The sequence below is a fragment of the Candidatus Limnocylindrales bacterium genome, from assembly GCA_035571835.1.
Taxonomy (GTDB): Bacteria; Desulfobacterota; Binatia; order UBA1149; family CAITLU01; genus DATNBU01.
Window position 1 is genome coordinate 137,160 of the sequence record DATNBU010000027.1, and the last position, 16,207, is coordinate 153,366.

A 16,207-nucleotide genomic window follows, 5' to 3' on the forward strand; every position below is an offset into this window, starting at 1 on the left:
CATTGCCGATGCGTCGCTGCCGCTGCACGATCGCGGCTTCCCGAGAGAGGAAGCACGTGACGACCGACGAACAGCGGCTCATCGAAAAACTTCGGCGCATCGAGGCGCTGTTCTCGCGGCCCGGGACCGACGGCGAACGCGACGCGGCAGCCCATGCGCGCGACCGCATCCTGAAACGCCTCGGCGAATCGATTGCGCATGCGTCGATCTACGAGGATCCGCCCGTCGAATACCGGTTCTCGCTCGCGGATCCGTGGTCCCAGCGTCTGCTCTTCGCGCTGCTGCGGCACCACGGAATCGCGCCTTACCGGCGCCGCGGCCAGCGACGCAACGTCATTACCGCACGGGTCTCCCGGCGTTTCGCCGATGAAGTCCTCTGGCCGCAGTTCCGCGAGTTCGAACGCGAGCTGCGAGAGTACTTCGATCAATGCACGGACCGCATCATCGATCAGGCGCTGAGCAGCGCGAGAAGTGGGCGAAGTACCGCATCGGGTGGGCGCTGAGAAATGTCGATCCCGTTCTGGCGCACCTTTCCTTTGCAAGTGTGAAGGAGGTCGCGTCGCTGAGACTGCAGATTGCAGGCCCGGAATGCGATTCCGCACTGGACTGAACCCCGGCAACTCCCTAGAACCCGCGCAGCGAACAAGACGTCCGTTCTCTGGGAGGATCACTCATGAAGATCTCGAAGCGGAACATCTGGCTGCACTCTGCCATCCTCGGCGCTTCTTTGTGGACGACATCGGCGGTCATCGCCGGGCCGAGCAGCACGACCTGCGTCGTCGACAACACGCTCGATACCAACGCGAGCCTGCCACCGGTGGCAGGCTCGCTTCGCGACTGCATGACGCGGGTCATCGCCGGCGACACGATTACGTTCGACCCGGACGTCTTCGATCTCACGAATTCAAATGCTGAGACCACGATCAACGTGCAGGATCCGCTTCCCGCCCTCGACGACGGAAACGTCACGATCGATGCGTCCGACCGCCGGGTGACCATCAACGGCTCAGCGGCAGGCAGCTCGGTGGGCATCGACATGACATCGAGCAACAACCAGGTCCTGGGTCTGACCATCGTCGGATTCAGCAGCTCGGGAATCCGGATCACCGATGCGGCATCGAACACGATCGGCGGACCACGTTCGACCGGCATCGGACCGAACGGGCAGGGAATGCGCATCTCCGCATGCGGCTCGTTCGGCATCGAGATCTCGGGCGGCGGCAGCACCGGCAACACCGTAAAGGGCTGCTGGATCGGTCTGGACGCGTCCGGCGCGGCGCCGATGCCGAACGTTGCGGGCATGATCGTTCAAGGCGGCGCCCATGCCAATACGATCGGCAGCGTGGTCGCCGCGGAAGCCAACGTGATCAGCGGCAACACGTTCGAAGGGATTACGCTTTCCGACGCCGGCACCGACGACAACGTCGTCATTGGAAACGTGATCGGTACGACGGGTGCAATCGACGGCCCGATCCCGGGTCGCACTTCGACCGCCGGCAATGGCAGCGCCGGTGTCTTCCTGTCGCGCGGTACGCAAAGCACCAAGGTAGGCGGTGACAGTTCGGGCGAGTCGAATGTCATCGGGTTCAACGGCGGCAACGGCGTCGAGGTTCGTGCGACGGGAAGCAGACGCAATTCGGTGCAAGGCAACCGGATAGGCAAGAACATCCGCGGCGGAATCGCGCTCTTCGACGGCAGCAACGATGCGGTCCGGCCGCCCAACATCACCAGCGTCCAGGAAATCGGCGCCGGCTCGACCGGTTCGGGAGTAGCGCTTCGACTCACGGGGACGACGCCGGCCAATGGCGGCATCGAGGTCTTCAATGATCCGTCCGATCAGGGCGGGGCGTTTCTCGGGCGCAAGGATGTGCTGAGCGGCGCCTGGACTACCGATGTCGATGGCACGAGCGGGGAGAATCTGTCGGCAACCCTGACCGACGATCTCGGCAACACTTCGCGCTTCGGGGTCTTCGGCCTCACGTCGCTCGATACCGACGACGACGGCGTGTCCGACGTGATCGAAACGCTCGCGGAGACGGATCCCGCCGACCCTGCGGATACGCCCACGCTGCTCCACGAAGCACTGAGTGTGAGCAAGATGTCGATCAGGCTGAATTTCAAGAGCAGCGGCCGCGACTCCCTCAAGTTTGCGGGCGGCCTCACGTTGCCGTCCGGCTTCACGCCGGACAGCTCGAGGCTGGGCGTTTACGTTGCCGGTCACTCCGACCATCTCAATCTCGATAGCGGTGGACACGGCTCCTCGGCGAACAGCAAGGTGTTGTTCAAGACGTCGTCGATGACGGGTCCTGTCGTCAAGTACGGGATCAAGCTGGCTCCGCTCAACGGCGGGTTGGAGACGAGCGGGATCTCTGAGAAGACGACTACGGGTGATGGAGAGCGATGGGTACTTCCGGTTGCTGTAACGCTTGGGAGCTCGGTTGCGTACGGCACTGTCACGGTGACGTACAAGGCGACGCAGGGAAAGTCGGGCAAGGCTTCGATGTCGAAGTGACGCGCTCAGGGGCGGCGTCGTGAAGAGCAGATGATGTCCGAGTCGCGTCCTGCTTCCGAGCCGAAAGAAAAACCTGCGCGTACGATTCGCCCGAGAGACGCGGCCACGCTGATCCTGGTCCGCAGCGACGGAGCGAAGCCGCGAATCCTGATGGGCCAGCGCTCGCGCGGCCACGTGTTCATGCCGGATAAATGGGTTTTCCCGGGCGGGCGCGTCGATCGCGCCGACCTGCGCGCACCGGCAGCAAGCGAGCTTCGTCCGGAGATCGCACAGCAACTTTCCGCGGGAAGAGTTCGAAGGCATCCGCGTGCGCTCGCACTGGCTGCGGTGCGAGAGACGTTCGAGGAAACCGGGCTCGTTGTCGGCAGGGCCGGCGCGCTGCAAGGGCGCGTGCCGCCGGCATGGTCCGACTACGCGAGCCACGGCGCGGCGCCCGATCTCGCGCAATTTAACTTCGTGGGCCGTGCGATCACGCCGCCGGGAAGGCCGCGGCGCTTCGATGCACGCTTCTTTCTTGCCGAAGCCGAAAAGGTGCTGCTCGACGAGAGGCCGCACGCGAGCGGCGAAGAGCTGCTGCACGTCGAATGGTTCGAGCTCGAACAGGCCGAAGAGCTCGACCTGCCGATGGTCACGCGCTTCGTGATCGGGGAGGTGCGGCGCCGGCTTGCCGGCGAGAACGTGGACGCGCCGTTCCTGCGCTGGTCGCGTCGCCCGGTCCGCGACTGAAGCGGGCGAGCTGCGGCTTCAGGCCACCCTGGCCACACGCCCCGGCGTGAACTCGCACGGCATCCGCTTGATGCCGTTGATGAAGTACGAGACCAGCCGGTTCGGCTCGCCGGTGATCTCGAGATCCGGCAGCCTGCGGAAAATCTCGCGGAACATCACGAGGATCTCGCGGCGGGCCAGGTTCGCCCCGAGGCAGAAATGCGGCCCGGGCCCGCCGAATCCGACGTGCTCGTTCGGCGTGCGCCCGACGTCGAACCGGTACGGATCGCGGAAAACGGCGTCGTCCCTGTTCGCCGAGTTGTACCAGAGCACGACCTTGTCACCGGCAGCCATCTTCTGGCCGCCGACCACCGTGTCCTGCGTGCACGTACGCCGCATGTGAATCACCGGGCTCGCCCAGCGGATGATCTCTTCGACTGCGGTCTTTGCCATGCCGTCGAAGTCCGCGGCCCAGCGCGCGCGCTCGTCCGGATAGTCGCAAAGCGCCTTCATGCCGTGGCTGATCGAGTTTCGCGTGGTCTCGTTGCCGGCGACCACGAGCAGGATGAAGAACGAGCACAATTCTTCGTCGGTCAGCGCGCCGTCTTCCTGGCTGGCGTCGAGAAGCGCCGACGTCAGGTCGTCTTTCGGCCGGCGCCGATGCTCTTCGGCCAGATCGCGCATCAGCTGGGCCAGGTTCGCGCCCGCGCCCATGATCGCCATCATCGCGTCCTCGCCGTTGGAGGTGAATTCGGGATCGCCGATGCCGAGGATGATGTTGGTCTGCTCGAAGACCATCGCCGAGAGGTCGGCCGGAATTCCCATCAGGTCGCAGATGATTTCGAGCGGAAGCGGCGCCGCGATGTCGGCTACGAAGTCGCACGCGCCTTTCTCGATCACGCGATCGATGATGGTGGCCGCTCGAGACTGGACGCTGGCTTCGAGCCGTGCGAGCGCGCGCGGCGTGAAACCTCGCGAGACGATCCGGCGCTGGCGCGCGTGCCGCGGGTCGTCCATGTTGATCATGCCGCCGAAAAACTCGTTGAAGTCCGACGGAAGGTCCGGGATCGACGTGGCGCCGCGCGCCGAGCTGAAGATCTCCGGAGTGCGGCTGGCGAGCAGCACGTGCTCGTGGCGCGTCAGGCACCAGAAGCCGGGACCGGTCTCAATAGGGAAACCCGGGATCTCGTGCTCGCGAAAGAACGGTATCGGTCGCTCCTCGCGAAGCGTATGGAAAGCGCCCTCGCGATCTTCGAGGGGCATTGCCCAGAACAGGAGGTCGTCGAGGTCGATCTGGTCGGCAGTAAGACTTTTTCTGATGTTCACTGTTTGTCTCGCTGAAATTTGTTCGGGCCGCGCTTGCGGCGCGCGAACATGCTCCAGATCGATTGCGAACGAAAATACGCGACGGGATGGCGCTTCAGAGCTTCGCGACGATCTCCTCGGTGACCGACCACAGGCGGTCCGCCATCGCGGCGTCGCGTCCATGACGCGAGGATTTCCCAATGTTGCAATCGTAGAAATACTCGCCCGAAACGCCGGCCAGCGACGGATGAGCAGTTACGAAGCACTGGGTGGCGGCGCCTTCCGGAATGCTCTTGAGCGCGATCGCCGAAGCCAGGCCGAGGGCAGTGCGCGCGATGACGTTCATGTGGCGGCCGAGGTTGGTTGCGATCACGCCGGGGTGCAGTGCATTGGCCGTCTGTTTCGTGCCGGCGAAGCGGCGCGCCAGGGATCGCGCGAACAGGAGATTCGCGAGCTTGGATTGCCCGTAGGCTCTCCATGGCCGGTAGCCCTTCTCGAACGTAAGATCATCGAACTGGATACCGGTCGCGGGCGCCATGGTGTGCGCGTCGCTCGAAAGCATCACGACTCGCCCCGCCGGCGCAAGCCGGCCGACGAGGCCCGTCACGAGCAGGAAATGACCGATGTGGTTGGTGAAGAACTGCAGCTCCTGTCCGTAGTGAAGCTCTCGTTTCGGCAGCGCCATGATTCCCGCGTTGCACAGAATCGCATCGAGCTTTGCGCCCGTGCCCTTGACGGTTTCGACGCATGCACGGACCGAGTCGGGATCGGAAAGCTCGCAGGCGAGCGGCACAGCGTTCTTTCCGAACGCGCGGCACGCCTCCTCCGCCTTCGCAGGGCTGCGCGCGGCGCCGAAGATCGTTGCACCGCGCATTGCCAGCACGCGGGCGCTTTCCTGTCCGAGACCCGAGCCGACGCCGGTGATGAGGATGTTCTGCCCGCGCAGGTCGAGGCCGTCGGTGACTTCCTCTGCGGTCGAAGCATAACCGAAGCCGTTGGCGCCGCGCCGGCCTTTGATTGTCGAGAGCAGGGACATCTTGATTCCTCCGTGCAGCGGTACGCGCCGCTACGTTTTGCTCGACACGGCTCCGTCGTTTCAGTGATGAAAAACGGCGGTCGCGGACAGCGGCAGCTTGCAGGGGAAATGGTGTGATCGCCAACGGCGGTTGAGCCGCTTCGCTGCATCGCATAGCCGTTCACGATGGCGGTCTTGCGGAGAGCCGGAACGACCGGCGGCGGCCGGCAGGGTGGCGCCGAAGACACACCCGCGTCGCCGGGATCCTCCGATCTCACGATCCGTCCGGCGGCAGACAAACCACTCTCTAAGGACGAGCGCGCCTTCAATCGTCTGACGGCGCGCATCGGCGAGCTCGAACGAGACATCGCCGCCGAGCGCGCGAAGCTCGAGAGCTTCCTCGACCGATACAACGAAAAGGTCCTGCCGCTCGAGCAGGCCCTGGCACGCAGGCAGGTTGAGCTTGCGCGTGCGCTGGCTGACGCCGCCGAACGGCTGGCACTTCGAAACAAACAGAAAGACGCGCTGCGCGAGATGCTGGTCGACCTTTGCCGCGAAGCATTCGACGTCGAGAAACCGGATGCCGGGACCGAAGCGTTCTACGACGAATGGTCCGAGGTTCGCTACCGCGAGGAGCTGCGCCGGGAGGCTGACGACCTGAAGCACGAGCTGGCCGACGACCTGCGGTCGCGCTTCGGCATCGACGTCGACGTTCCCGAAGGCACGTCGCCGGAGGCGATGGCGCGGTTCTTCCACGAATTGAAACAGAGAGAACGAGCAGCAGCCCAGTCGTCCCCTGAAGAAAACACAAAGCGGGCAGGGCGCGCGGCGCGCCGTGGACGCGGCGCGGCCACGGCTCGCAGCCTGCGCGAGATCTATCTTTCGCTGGCGAAGGTTCTTCATCCCGACGTTGTCGCGGGCGACGAAGGTAAACTCCGGGAAGAGTCGATGAAGCGGGCGATCACGGCCTACCGCGACTTCGACGTGACCGCACTACTTGACCTCGAGCTGCGTTGGCTGGCCAGGGACAGTGCGCGCGGAGCACTCCCGGACGATGCGCTCCGGCGCTACATCCCCGCGCTCAGGCAGCAGGCGGCGCGTCTGGAGCAATCGCTCGAGGAAGAGAGTCGCGATCCCCGCTACGGGGCGATTCACTTCGTCGCATTCATGGACGAACGCTGGGGTCTGGCCGAGCTGAAGAAGCATGCCCAGGAATTGCGCGAGGCAACCGAGAGCGTCGAGCAGATGCTGCGGTACGTGAAACGGTGCGAGGCAAAAACGGAGCTGCTGCGGCTGGTCGCCGAATATCGCGAAGGCATGCGCCGCGAAATCGGGGACAGACACTGATTTCGCAGTCCTGCGAAATCAGTGTCTGTCCCCGAATTCCTACTGCGGCTCCATGCGGTAGATGCTGTTGTTGCCGTTGATGATGTAGATCTCGCCGCGCGCATCCTGGCCCCACGAAACCACGCCGACGAACGTAGCCCCCGCCGACTTTGCGTCATTCGTTCGATCGGTGACGTTCGTCGCCGCTCCCCCGGCAATCTCGAACGTGTGGATGAACGCGCCGCACAGGTCCGAGAAAAAGTAGGTTCCCTGAAGGTCCGGCATCGAGCAGCCGCGGTAGACATAGCCGCCCATCACGGCGCAACCGCTGGCATGCGTGTATTCATGGACCGGAAACGTGAAGCCCGTCGGCGGGTCCGGGCACGGCGGGCTGTGGCAGGTGGACGCTTCGAAAATGTTCCAGCCGTAGTTTTCACCGCCGATGCTCGACGCCGGAGAGTAGTCAACTTCCTCGACGGATCCGGCGCCGACGTCGCCGATGTAAAGATCACCAGTCATGCGGTCGAAGCTGAAGCGCCACGGATTGCGCAGGCCCTTCGCCCAGATGTACTCGAGCTCGCTGGCGCCGCCCGCGTAGTGCGGGTTGGTCGCCGGCACGGTGACGAACGGCGCAGAGTCGTGGTCGACGTCGAGGCGCAGGAGCTTGCCGAGCATCGAAGCGTCGTCTTGCGCGTTCACGCCGGATCCTCCGTCGCCCATGCTCCAGTACAGGTAGCCGTCGCTGCCGAACTGCAGCTGCCCGCCGTTGTGGTTGGCCGCGCCCGGATGCGGCACGAGCACGAGCTCCTTCCTCGTCGATTCGTCGGCGGTGTTCGGATCGGAAACCTCGTAGCGAGCCAGCACGAGATCGCCCGAGGTGTTGGTGTAGCTGATGAAGAAACGCCCATTGCTCTCGTAGTCGGGATCGAACGCCATGCTGAACAGGCCGCGCTCGCCGCCGTTGGTCGTCAGGTCGCTGATGTCGAGGAACGGCGTCGGATCGATCGAGTTGTCCACGAGGTTGAGGATGCGAATGAGGCCGCCCCGTTCGACGACGAACACTCGCCTCGCATCGAGACGCGGCGCCGTGAGGAAAATCGGGGCGATGAAGTCGCTGCTGACCAGAATCGCGTCGATCGAAGTACCGGCGGTCGTTTCGACACCGGTACAGAGCGCGCTCGCATTCTCGAGCTGGCACAGCGCCGAGCAGCCGTCTCCGTCGGTGAGGTTCCCGTCGTCGCATTCCTCGGGCAGCTCCGCGACGCCGTCTCCGCACTCGGGAGGAATGACGCAGATGCAGCTCTGGCTGCACAGGCCCGGACAATTCCCGTCGTCACCGATCTCGCACTCCTGAGTCGGGCCCTTGATCGCGTCGCCGCAAACCGGCGACAACGCCTGCACTACACTGCGGGCAGCGTCTTCGTCGAGATCACGAACGGCGTCGAGCTCGCCCGTCGTCGTGCATCCCCCGCGGGTCTCCGCGCTGGAGAACGCCGAGACCAGGCGCTCGTAAGCCATCTCGAGGCATTCGTCGTTCGGACCGAAGCCGCGCGCGGCGGGCTTTCCGTAACACGCCAGCCGGCCGCTGAGATAGCGGCCGGCGCCTTGCAGCTTGGTTGCCGCGCAGGCGCGCGCCTCGTCGGTTGGATCGGGAGTCAGTAGCGCATCAATCGAGGTGCGCGTGTCGTCCACGATGCCCTGGGCAATGGTCTCGTCGTCCGTCGTGACGCAGCCGCCGAGGAGCTCGGCCTTGTTGAAAGCCGATGCGAGCTTGCTTGCGGCGCGCGACGTGCACTCGGGATCGACCGCCTCGCCGCTTCTCAGCGCGGAGGCGTGGCACGCAAAGAACGACTTGGCGTACCTCGCGGCACCTTTCGTCTTGGAACCGCCGCAGCGATTGGCTGCGGGGTCGGCGGCAGACTGGCCGGCGCAAGCCAGGACGAGCGCGGCGATGAAGGCTGCAACGATGCGGCCCTTGTTCATGTGTTTCCCCTCCCGTGCGGCGTCCCCCGTCGCACGGCCCCTGTTTATCGCGACCATGGCCGCGGAGGCCAGCCGTTTTTGACCGGAGATGCTTACTTTCGACAGGCCCGGAAGTCGGCGTAGTCGCCCGTCGCGCTCGAGCTGGTCTCGTCCGCATCGGTAAGCACGGCGATTCCGCCGGGTTTCGGCGCGGCTTCGAGCTCGAATGCCGACAGGAAGTCCGATCGGACGTCGACCCGCTCGTCGGTCCACGTGCCTTTGCCGTCGGTCCCGCTGCGCAGCACGCGTACCTTGGTCAGTCCCATGTTCGATTCGAGGCGTGTCCCGGTCGGAACCTTCTCGCTCCAGATGTACTTGACCGCGCGCGGACCGCGAATGGTCGAGTACGGCACCAGCAGGTAGACGGCGAGCACGCTGTCGTTGCGCGACGATTCGCGTTCGTCGCCGTTCTTCGGGAACTCCATGGGCCGCCAGCGCCATGCGAGGATCGGGTATTCGTCGAGGTTCCACTCGAAGGACCTGGCAGCCTGCTGGCCGAGGCCCACCGAGTGCGCGCGAAGGAATCGCGAACCGGATTCCTCCTGGACGGTGTAGGTCTTCTTCGCCTCGTCCTTGCGCACTTTCCAGCCGGCGGGGAACTCTCCGACTTTTGCGGCGGAGAAATTTTCGATCGGGATGCAGTCGTCGGCGCGAGCCGGCGGAGCGGCGATGGCCATCGAAACGGCGAGGATTGCGGATGGCAATGACAGAAGGCGGCGCGGGTTCCGCATGGATCCGATCTTCTATCTGGGCGAAACCAACGCAATCGTCGTCGTGGCGCAGTCAGGACTACGACGACTCCGGTCCGTCCTCTTTCGAGGGGAGGATTGCAGTGCCCACGTTCGAATCATCCGTGGAAACGGCTGCGAGGCCGGTGATCTCGCGGATCTCGCTCGCATCGAGCGACTCGGCCTTGAGGAGCGCATGGGCCAGAGCATCGAGTTTGTCGCGGTTGGCGGCCAGCAGACGGTCGGCCTCGCCGTGACACTCCTCGACGATCCGACGAACCTCGGCGTCGATCAGCTCGGACGTGGCCTCGCTGTAGGGTTGATGCTGGAAAGCCGCCGGCAGGCCTTCATCCTGCGGCGCGACGAAGCTGATCGGCCCGAGCTTGTCGCTCATTCCCCAGCGGAGAACCATGTGGCGTGCGATCTCGGTGACCTGCTTCAGGTCATTCTCTGCGCCGGTCGTTGCGATGCCGTAGACGAGCATCTCCGCGGAACGCCCGGCCAGCGAGCTGGTGATGCGCGCGCGAAGATAATCTTCCGAGTAACTCGTGCGGTCGTCGATCGGCAGCTGCCAGGTCACGCCGAGCGCCATGCCGCGCGGAACGATCGATACCCGGTGCACCGGGTCGCTGCCCGGCGTCAGCAGTGCAACGAGCGCATGGCCGGATTCGTGGTACGCGGTGCGTTCGCGATCGGCCGGCTGCAGCAGGATGTGGCGAGCCGGTCCCAGCGTGATCTTCTGCAACGCCTCCGCAAAGTCCTTCGCGCTGACCGCCGACATTTCCTTGCGTGCTGCAAGCAGCGCCGCCTCGTTGACGAGGTTTCGCAAGTCTGCGCCGACGAGGCCCGGCGTTTCCGATGCAATCCTCGCGAGCGAAACATCGGGATCGAGCGGGACTTTTCGGGTGTGCACCTTGAGAATCGCTTCGCGTCCAGCCCGGTCCGGACGCTGGACGACGACACGGCGATCGAAGCGTCCGGGCCTGAGCAACGCCTGGTCGAGCACATCGGCACGGTTGGTGGCGGCCAGGACGATGACTCCTTCTCGTGAGTCGAAGCCGTCCATCTCGGTAAGAATCTGGTTCAGAGTCTGTTCGCGCTCGTCATGTCCGCCGAGCTGCGCGCCGCTGCCGCGCGTGCGACCGATCGCATCGAGCTCATCGATGAATATGATCGCAGGTGCTGCCTCGCGAGCCATGCGAAAGAGGTCGCGCACGCGGGCCGCGCCGACACCTACGATCATCTCGACGAACTCGGACGCGCTGAGGCTGAAGAACGGAACCTCTGCCTGGCCGGCGATCGCGCGGGCCAGCAGCGTCTTGCCAGTCCCCGGCGCGCCGACGAGCAGCACGCCCTTCGGCATCGTTCCTCCAAGCTTCTGGTACTTCTGAGGGTTCTTCAGGAAGTCGACGATCTCGAGCAGCTCGTTCTCGGCTTCGTCGATGCCGGCGACGTCGTCGAACGTGACCTGCGGCTTTTCCTCGCTGTATCGTTTGGCGCCGCTGCGGCCGAGGCCAAACAGACCGCCGCCGGCCGCTGCCGCCCGGCGACTCATCCATACGAAGGCCGCAATCAGCAGCAGAGTCGGACCGAAGCTGAGCAGCAGCCTGAGCCATGACGGGCCTTCGACGTCGACGGCCTCGACGACCACATGCTTGTCGTCGAGGAGCTCTTCGAGTCCGGGATCGGCAAAGGCGGGCCGCTGCGTCCTGAAATGTGCCGAGCCCTTCGGTTTGACGGCGCTCGCCGGTTCGCCGCCGGCAGGAGGCGACGCGGGCTCGGGCGTGTAGACCACCTCGGTCTTGAAATCTCCCGTGATCGTATCGCCCACGGCGACGATGCGCGTGACGTTTCCGGCGACGACCTGCTGCTTGAAGAACGTGTATGGAACTTCGATCGATGCGGGCTCCGGAAAGAAGGCAAGCCGCACGAGATAGTTGACGAGCATCACGACGAGAAAGACCAGCCACCAGGGTTGGGGCTGCATCGAGCGCCCGCGGGTTGGCGTTCTCGATCCGCTGGCCGCGGCGCTGTCCGGTCGCTTTGCGGCCGGAGTCGTAGTGGAGCGGTCGGGCATGCGTATTGTGTTCTAGGAGGGGCACGCGATGCATGCGAATTGCCGGCAGCGCCGCCAAATGGACGGGCGTTCGTCGTCAGCCGCGAAACCGCGAGGGCGTCTGTCCCGTCCACTTGCGAAACGCACGTGAGAAGCTGCTGGCTTCGCGAAATCCGAGCGAGAACGCGATCTCGGTGATCGACCAGCGGCCCTCGCGCAGCAGGTTGCGGGCCATCTCTTCGCGTGTTCGCGCGACAATCTCCGCGAACGGCAGGCCCTCCTCGGCCAGTCGGCGCTGCAGGGTTCGAGCGCCGATCCCGAGCGCCTTCGCGATTTCCTCCTGAGACGGCTCGCCGGCAGGCAGCCTGTCGCGGATGAGCGCGTTCACTTTTGAAGCGAGGCCGGCCTCACCGCGCTCGGCGATTTCCCGGGCCATCACTTCATCGCTTCGCAGCGCCAGTTCCGCGTGAGCCGCCGGGAGTGCGGCGTCGATCAACGCCCGATCGAATTCGAGCACGTTCCCGTCGGCGCCGAACGTGACCGGGGCGCGAAAGAAGCGGTCGAACGCATCCGACGGAGACGGTCGAGGACGCTTCAGCGTTACCGAGAGCGGACCGCAGCGACGGTCTCCGTGCAGCGTGCGGAGCGTTCTCACTTTGAGCGACACGATTGCATCGACCGACTCGTTTTCCAGGCGTGCGTCGGGTGCGATGCTGATGATGAGGCGGCAGCGGTCGCCGTCGTCGTCGAGGCGATACTCCGCGGCATCGCTGACGATGCGGCTGTAGCGCACGAGGCGGGTGAACGCATCGCGCGCCGAAGCGCTCGCCAGAATCGCGACGCCGAGCGCAGGGAACGCAGGGAAAGAAAGATAGCGCGATGCGAACAATCCGAAGCAGGGGTCGCCGGTAGCGGCGACGGCCAGCCGCCAGAGGCGACCCGTAGCCGTAACCGGCGCGCGGCCGGCTGGATCGCGAAGGGATTGCTCGTCGATTCCGGCCTGGCGAGCCAGGCTGCGACCGTCGGTACCGCGGTCGTCGAGCGCGGCGACGATGGCCCGCGCCCACGATGTGAGCACCGAAGGTGCGCGCGGCGAAGTCCTGTTGTCGTTTGCGGACAATCGATTGTCGTTCACGGACGAGTGGCCCTGCGGCGGTCCTGTTAGCGTACCCCGTCGGTCGCGAGGACCGAGGAGGTACTCATGCAACGCGCAGTTTGCCCGAACCCCGCTCTTTCCGCACGTGTCAATGCGGTTTCTGCAGCGACAAGGAACGTTCTCCCATCGCCGGGTGCGCGAGCCGGTCTCGATGACGGCGCGCGCCGCATCCGCGACGGAGTACGGGCGTGTAGCCGGGCCTGGCGCCAACGCTATCCCGTCCTCGAGCAATGGCAGAGCGCCATCGGTCTCGCCCTGCAGCTGTTCGCGCTGTTCGGCATGACGGGCTGCGCGCTTCTGTACGCTCGCGGGATCCTCGGTGCGGTCGTCGTGGTGCCGCTTGCGGCCTTCTTCGCGTCCGTTGCGCACGAGATCGAGCACGATCTCATCCACAAGTGCTACTTCCCGACGCGGCGACGGGTAGCCGACGCCATGCTCGCGATCGGCTGGCTGATGAGGCCGAGCACGATCAATCCCTGGATTCGACGTCGCCTGCACCTGGAGCACCATCGCATTTCCGGAACCGCGGGCGATGTGGAGGAGCGCGCGATCACCAACGGCATGCCGATGGGAGTCCGTCGCATTGCAGTGATGATCGACGGGCTTTTCGCGGGGTCGCTGCTCAGGCCCGTTCCCGCGGGGCAGAGGAGGCGAACGATCGTGCGAACGTTTGCGGCCTATTTCCCGCTCGGGCTGCTGCATTACGGAATCTTCTATCTATGGGTGGTGGTACACGGCTTTCTGGGGCTGGCTTCCGTAGTCGGCCACGTCGTGCACGTTCCCGGCTGGATGAGCGGTGTCGACTTCCTCTTTGTGGTCTGCGTCGCGCCGAACGTGCTGCGGACGTTCGCTCTCCATTTCGTGAGCTCGAACCTGCACTACTACGGCGACATTGCCGTGGGCGATGTGCTCCGCCAGGTGCAGGTGCTCGACCGCGGCGTGTTCCTGCCGCTGCAGATCTTTTGCGCGAACTTTGGCAGCACGCATGCCATCCACCACTTCTACGTGCCGGATCCGTTTTACATGCGACAGCTGACCGCGCCGGTCGCGCATCGATTGATGCGGGAGGAAGGGGTTCGGTTCAATGACGTCGCGGCGATTGGGAGGGCGAATCGGTATGGAGCGTGGGGGCCGGAGGAGGTGGGAGCGTAGTCAGCAGTCCGGCGGCTCCCGGATCCTGCGGTTCGTATCGACCGCTCGTGTCGATGACGCTACCGGCGATGGACTTGGTGTTGCGATGCGCAGCACGGCCAGCGCGCTATGCCGCTACCGCACCAACATTCCGCGGGGAATGTGACCCAGGCTTCGTCTGACGCATCAGCGCTCAGAGTGATCGGTGTCTTGAGGACCAGCAACGAGATGGGCGGTGGCGACCGATCCGAACGGTTCGTCGGATCATACACGCGCGGCGTCGGACTCAGATACGCGCGGCGTCGGACTCAGATACGCGGGCGGCTATGAGTCTGAAAAGTTCGTCGAAAAACACGCGCCGCGTCGAACGCGGATCACGGCCGGCCATACCACTTCTGTTATCGAAGCATTGTCGCGATGTCGATTTCGCTTGACGCGATTATTGGCCGCTTCACGTCGCCTACAGCGAAGCAAAACAGAGCGCATCCTTTTTTTCGCCGACTTCGCGCGTTGCGCCGCTCGGACCTCGCGCCTCACTGCCACAGACGCATGCTGGATGGTGGTCGCATCCTTGCGGAGAACGACGCCTGAAAAACCCGTGTTACAAGGATCGTCATGACGACATCCTTCGACAGCGTTGCAAAGCTCTCCGAACAGGAACTGCTCGATCACTTCGAGTGCCTCGTCGCTCGCGACCGTCGTACGACTGCGGCGCTACTCGTTGCGATCGCCGAGATCGATGAGCGCAAGCTCTGGGCCAGACATGCCTGCTCCTCCATGTTCAGCTTCTGCATGGAGCGCTTTCACATGTCGGAGCAGGTAACGGCCAAGCGGATCTGGGCTGCGCGCACGGCGCGTCGCTTTCCGGTCGTGCTGGACTTCGTCGCACGCGGCGAGCTGCATCTCAGCGCGATCCATCTGCTGGCGAAGCATCTGACCACCGAGAACCACCTGCAAGTGCTCGAACGCGCCACGCACAAGAGCTCGCGCGAGGTCGAGCGGCTGGTTGCCGAGCTGGCGCCGCGACCGGATGTGGCGTCGCGTGTCCGTGCGATGCCCGGGCGTCGCGGTGCGGACGCGGCGAACGATGGGACGGCGGTTGCGGCCGATGGGACTTCGATGGATTGCCGACCGGCCGTCGGTGCGAGCGATCAGCGCACTTCGACAGACCGCGAGTCCGTCGGTTGCTTGAGCAATCGGCCGGCCTCCAGAGACTCCGAGGTCATCGGCGCCGCCATCGCTCCACCGTCACCGCAGCCGGCAAAAGTGACCAAGCCGGTCGTTCCGCTCAGCCCTCGCCGCTACAAGATCGAGATCACCGTAGACCAAGAAACGCACGACAAGCTTCGGTCGCTACAGGATCTGCTCGGCCGCTCGGCGACCGGTCGCGACGCGGCCGCGATCATCAGTCGTGCGATCGACGTGCTCCTCGTCCGGACACTCGCGCGCAAGGCCGGTTGCACGGATCGACCGAAGTCGACGACGCCGACGAACGCGGGATGCACCGATCGACCGAAGTCGACGACGCCGGCGAACGCGGAATGCACCGGCCGGCCGGACTCAATGGCGCCCGCCGCCGATAGAGCCGCTTCGCAGCGAGCACAGCGATCCCGGACCATCCCGGCGGCGGTGCGGCGCGAGGTATGGCGACGCGACTCGGGACGCTGCTGCTACGTAGACGGCCGAGGACGTCGCTGCCGCGAGACCAGCAACATCGAGTTCCACCACAGAGCTCCCTTCGCGATGGGCGGACCTCCTACGCTCGAGAACATCGAGCTGCGCTGCGCGGCACACAACCAGTATCAGGCGGACCTCGACTTCGGCCGCGCCTTCATGGACGCGAGGCGCGGCAATCTCACCGACGCGCGAACATTCCCCGCGGAATGTCTGGCCGTCGACCGGGCGGCGACGGCGGCCGCGCCGTGAGTCGTCGTCGGGAGTTCGGATGTTCCCGGTGCGACGGCGAGGTGCGACGCGGCATCCGCAGGCCGTCCCAGGTTTGCCGGTTACGTTTCGGCTGCCGCCGAAGGTGATCGAGAAGGTGCGACGGCAGGCCAAGACCACGGAGCAAACAATGTCTGAGTACTTGGCTGAGAAGCGGCCATAGCCCGAACAGTCCGGGCACGTCGATCGTGCGACAGTCGTGTCCAACCATCTGTGAATCGTTGAATGGCGGCTGCCCGATTTTCTCCGCACACAATTCGCAATTTCCCGAAAAATTCCCCTCGCTGATTTGAAAAACTTTCCGTAT

12 protein-coding genes are annotated in these 16,207 nt (G+C 64.8%); 6 read left to right on the top strand and 6 right to left on the bottom strand.

What is annotated here, in order from left to right; genetic code table 11:
* The first annotated feature begins 56 nt into the window (after positions 1-56).
* From VN634_11200 to VN634_11210, 3 genes are all read left to right on the top strand, one after another.
* On the top strand, positions 57-503 hold the full coding sequence (locus tag VN634_11200) for a hypothetical protein (GenBank protein HXC51443.1): 447 nt from the start codon (positions 57-59) through the stop codon (positions 501-503).
* 170 nt (positions 504-673) lie between these two features.
* Entirely contained in the window at positions 674-2,512 is a 1,839-nt protein-coding gene (locus VN634_11205) for a hypothetical protein (protein ID HXC51444.1), read from the top strand.
* Between the two features lie 33 nt (positions 2,513-2,545).
* Positions 2,546-3,238: an NUDIX hydrolase gene (locus VN634_11210; protein HXC51445.1), complete on the top strand. Its 693-nt coding sequence runs from the start codon at positions 2,546-2,548 to the stop codon at positions 3,236-3,238.
* Positions 3,239-3,256: 18 nt separating this feature from the next.
* On the opposite strand, the gene VN634_11215 is transcribed toward VN634_11210, so the two are convergent.
* Complete coding sequence (locus tag VN634_11215) at positions 3,257-4,543, bottom strand: cytochrome P450 (GenBank protein HXC51446.1); 1,287 nt, start codon at positions 4,541-4,543, stop codon at positions 3,257-3,259.
* A gap of 94 nt (positions 4,544-4,637) precedes the next feature.
* The gene (locus VN634_11220) at positions 4,638-5,558 is read right to left on the bottom strand and encodes an SDR family NAD(P)-dependent oxidoreductase (protein HXC51447.1); all 921 of its coding nucleotides are present in this window, start codon (positions 5,556-5,558) and stop codon (positions 4,638-4,640) included.
* A gap of 174 nt (positions 5,559-5,732) precedes the next feature.
* Here VN634_11220 and VN634_11225 point away from each other — a divergent pair, with 174 nt between their 5' ends.
* Positions 5,733-6,884, top strand: coding sequence for a hypothetical protein (locus VN634_11225; protein ID HXC51448.1), 1,152 nt, complete (start codon positions 5,733-5,735; stop codon positions 6,882-6,884).
* 39 nt (positions 6,885-6,923) lie between these two features.
* On the opposite strand, the gene VN634_11230 is transcribed toward VN634_11225, so the two are convergent.
* The 4 genes from VN634_11230 to VN634_11245 all read right to left on the bottom strand — a co-directional run bounded on the left by VN634_11230 (position 6,924) and on the right by VN634_11245 (position 12,789).
* On the bottom strand, positions 6,924-8,846 hold the full coding sequence (locus tag VN634_11230; protein HXC51449.1) for a PQQ-dependent sugar dehydrogenase: 1,923 nt from the start codon (positions 8,844-8,846) through the stop codon (positions 6,924-6,926).
* A 92-nt stretch (positions 8,847-8,938) separates the two neighbouring features.
* Positions 8,939-9,616, bottom strand: a complete 678-nt coding sequence (locus tag VN634_11235) for a DUF3047 domain-containing protein (GenBank protein ID HXC51450.1) — start codon at positions 9,614-9,616, stop codon at positions 8,939-8,941.
* 58 nt (positions 9,617-9,674) lie between these two features.
* A complete protein-coding gene (ftsH, locus tag VN634_11240; protein HXC51451.1) occupies positions 9,675-11,600 on the bottom strand; it encodes an ATP-dependent zinc metalloprotease FtsH in 1,926 nt (641 codons plus the stop codon).
* 166 nt (positions 11,601-11,766) lie between these two features.
* Positions 11,767-12,789, bottom strand: a complete 1,023-nt coding sequence (locus VN634_11245; protein ID HXC51452.1) for an AraC family transcriptional regulator — start codon at positions 12,787-12,789, stop codon at positions 11,767-11,769.
* Positions 12,790-13,155: 366 nt separating this feature from the next.
* Between VN634_11245 and VN634_11250 the strand changes: the two genes are divergently transcribed.
* Positions 13,156-13,977, top strand: coding sequence for a fatty acid desaturase (locus VN634_11250; GenBank protein ID HXC51453.1), 822 nt, complete (start codon positions 13,156-13,158; stop codon positions 13,975-13,977).
* 594 nt (positions 13,978-14,571) lie between these two features.
* Complete coding sequence (locus VN634_11255; GenBank protein ID HXC51454.1) at positions 14,572-15,882, top strand: hypothetical protein; 1,311 nt, start codon at positions 14,572-14,574, stop codon at positions 15,880-15,882.
* The last annotated feature ends 325 nt before the right edge of the window (positions 15,883-16,207 follow it).

Coding starts and splice junctions, on each gene's coding strand:
- VN634_11205 (HXC51444.1), top strand. CDS start 674: ATGAAGATCTCGAAGCGGAACATCTGGCTGCACTCTGCCATCCTCGGC.
- VN634_11210 (HXC51445.1), top strand. CDS start 2,546: ATGTCCGAGTCGCGTCCTGCTTCCGAGCCGAAAGAAAAACCTGCGCGT.
- VN634_11220 (HXC51447.1), bottom strand. CDS start 5,558: ATGTCCCTGCTCTCGACAATCAAAGGCCGGCGCGGCGCCAACGGCTTC.
- VN634_11230 (HXC51449.1), bottom strand. CDS start 8,846: ATGAACAAGGGCCGCATCGTTGCAGCCTTCATCGCCGCGCTCGTCCTG.
- VN634_11235 (HXC51450.1), bottom strand. CDS start 9,616: ATGCGGAACCCGCGCCGCCTTCTGTCATTGCCATCCGCAATCCTCGCC.
- ftsH (HXC51451.1), bottom strand. CDS start 11,600: ATGCAGCCCCAACCCTGGTGGCTGGTCTTTCTCGTCGTGATGCTCGTC.
- VN634_11255 (HXC51454.1), top strand. CDS start 14,572: ATGACGACATCCTTCGACAGCGTTGCAAAGCTCTCCGAACAGGAACTG.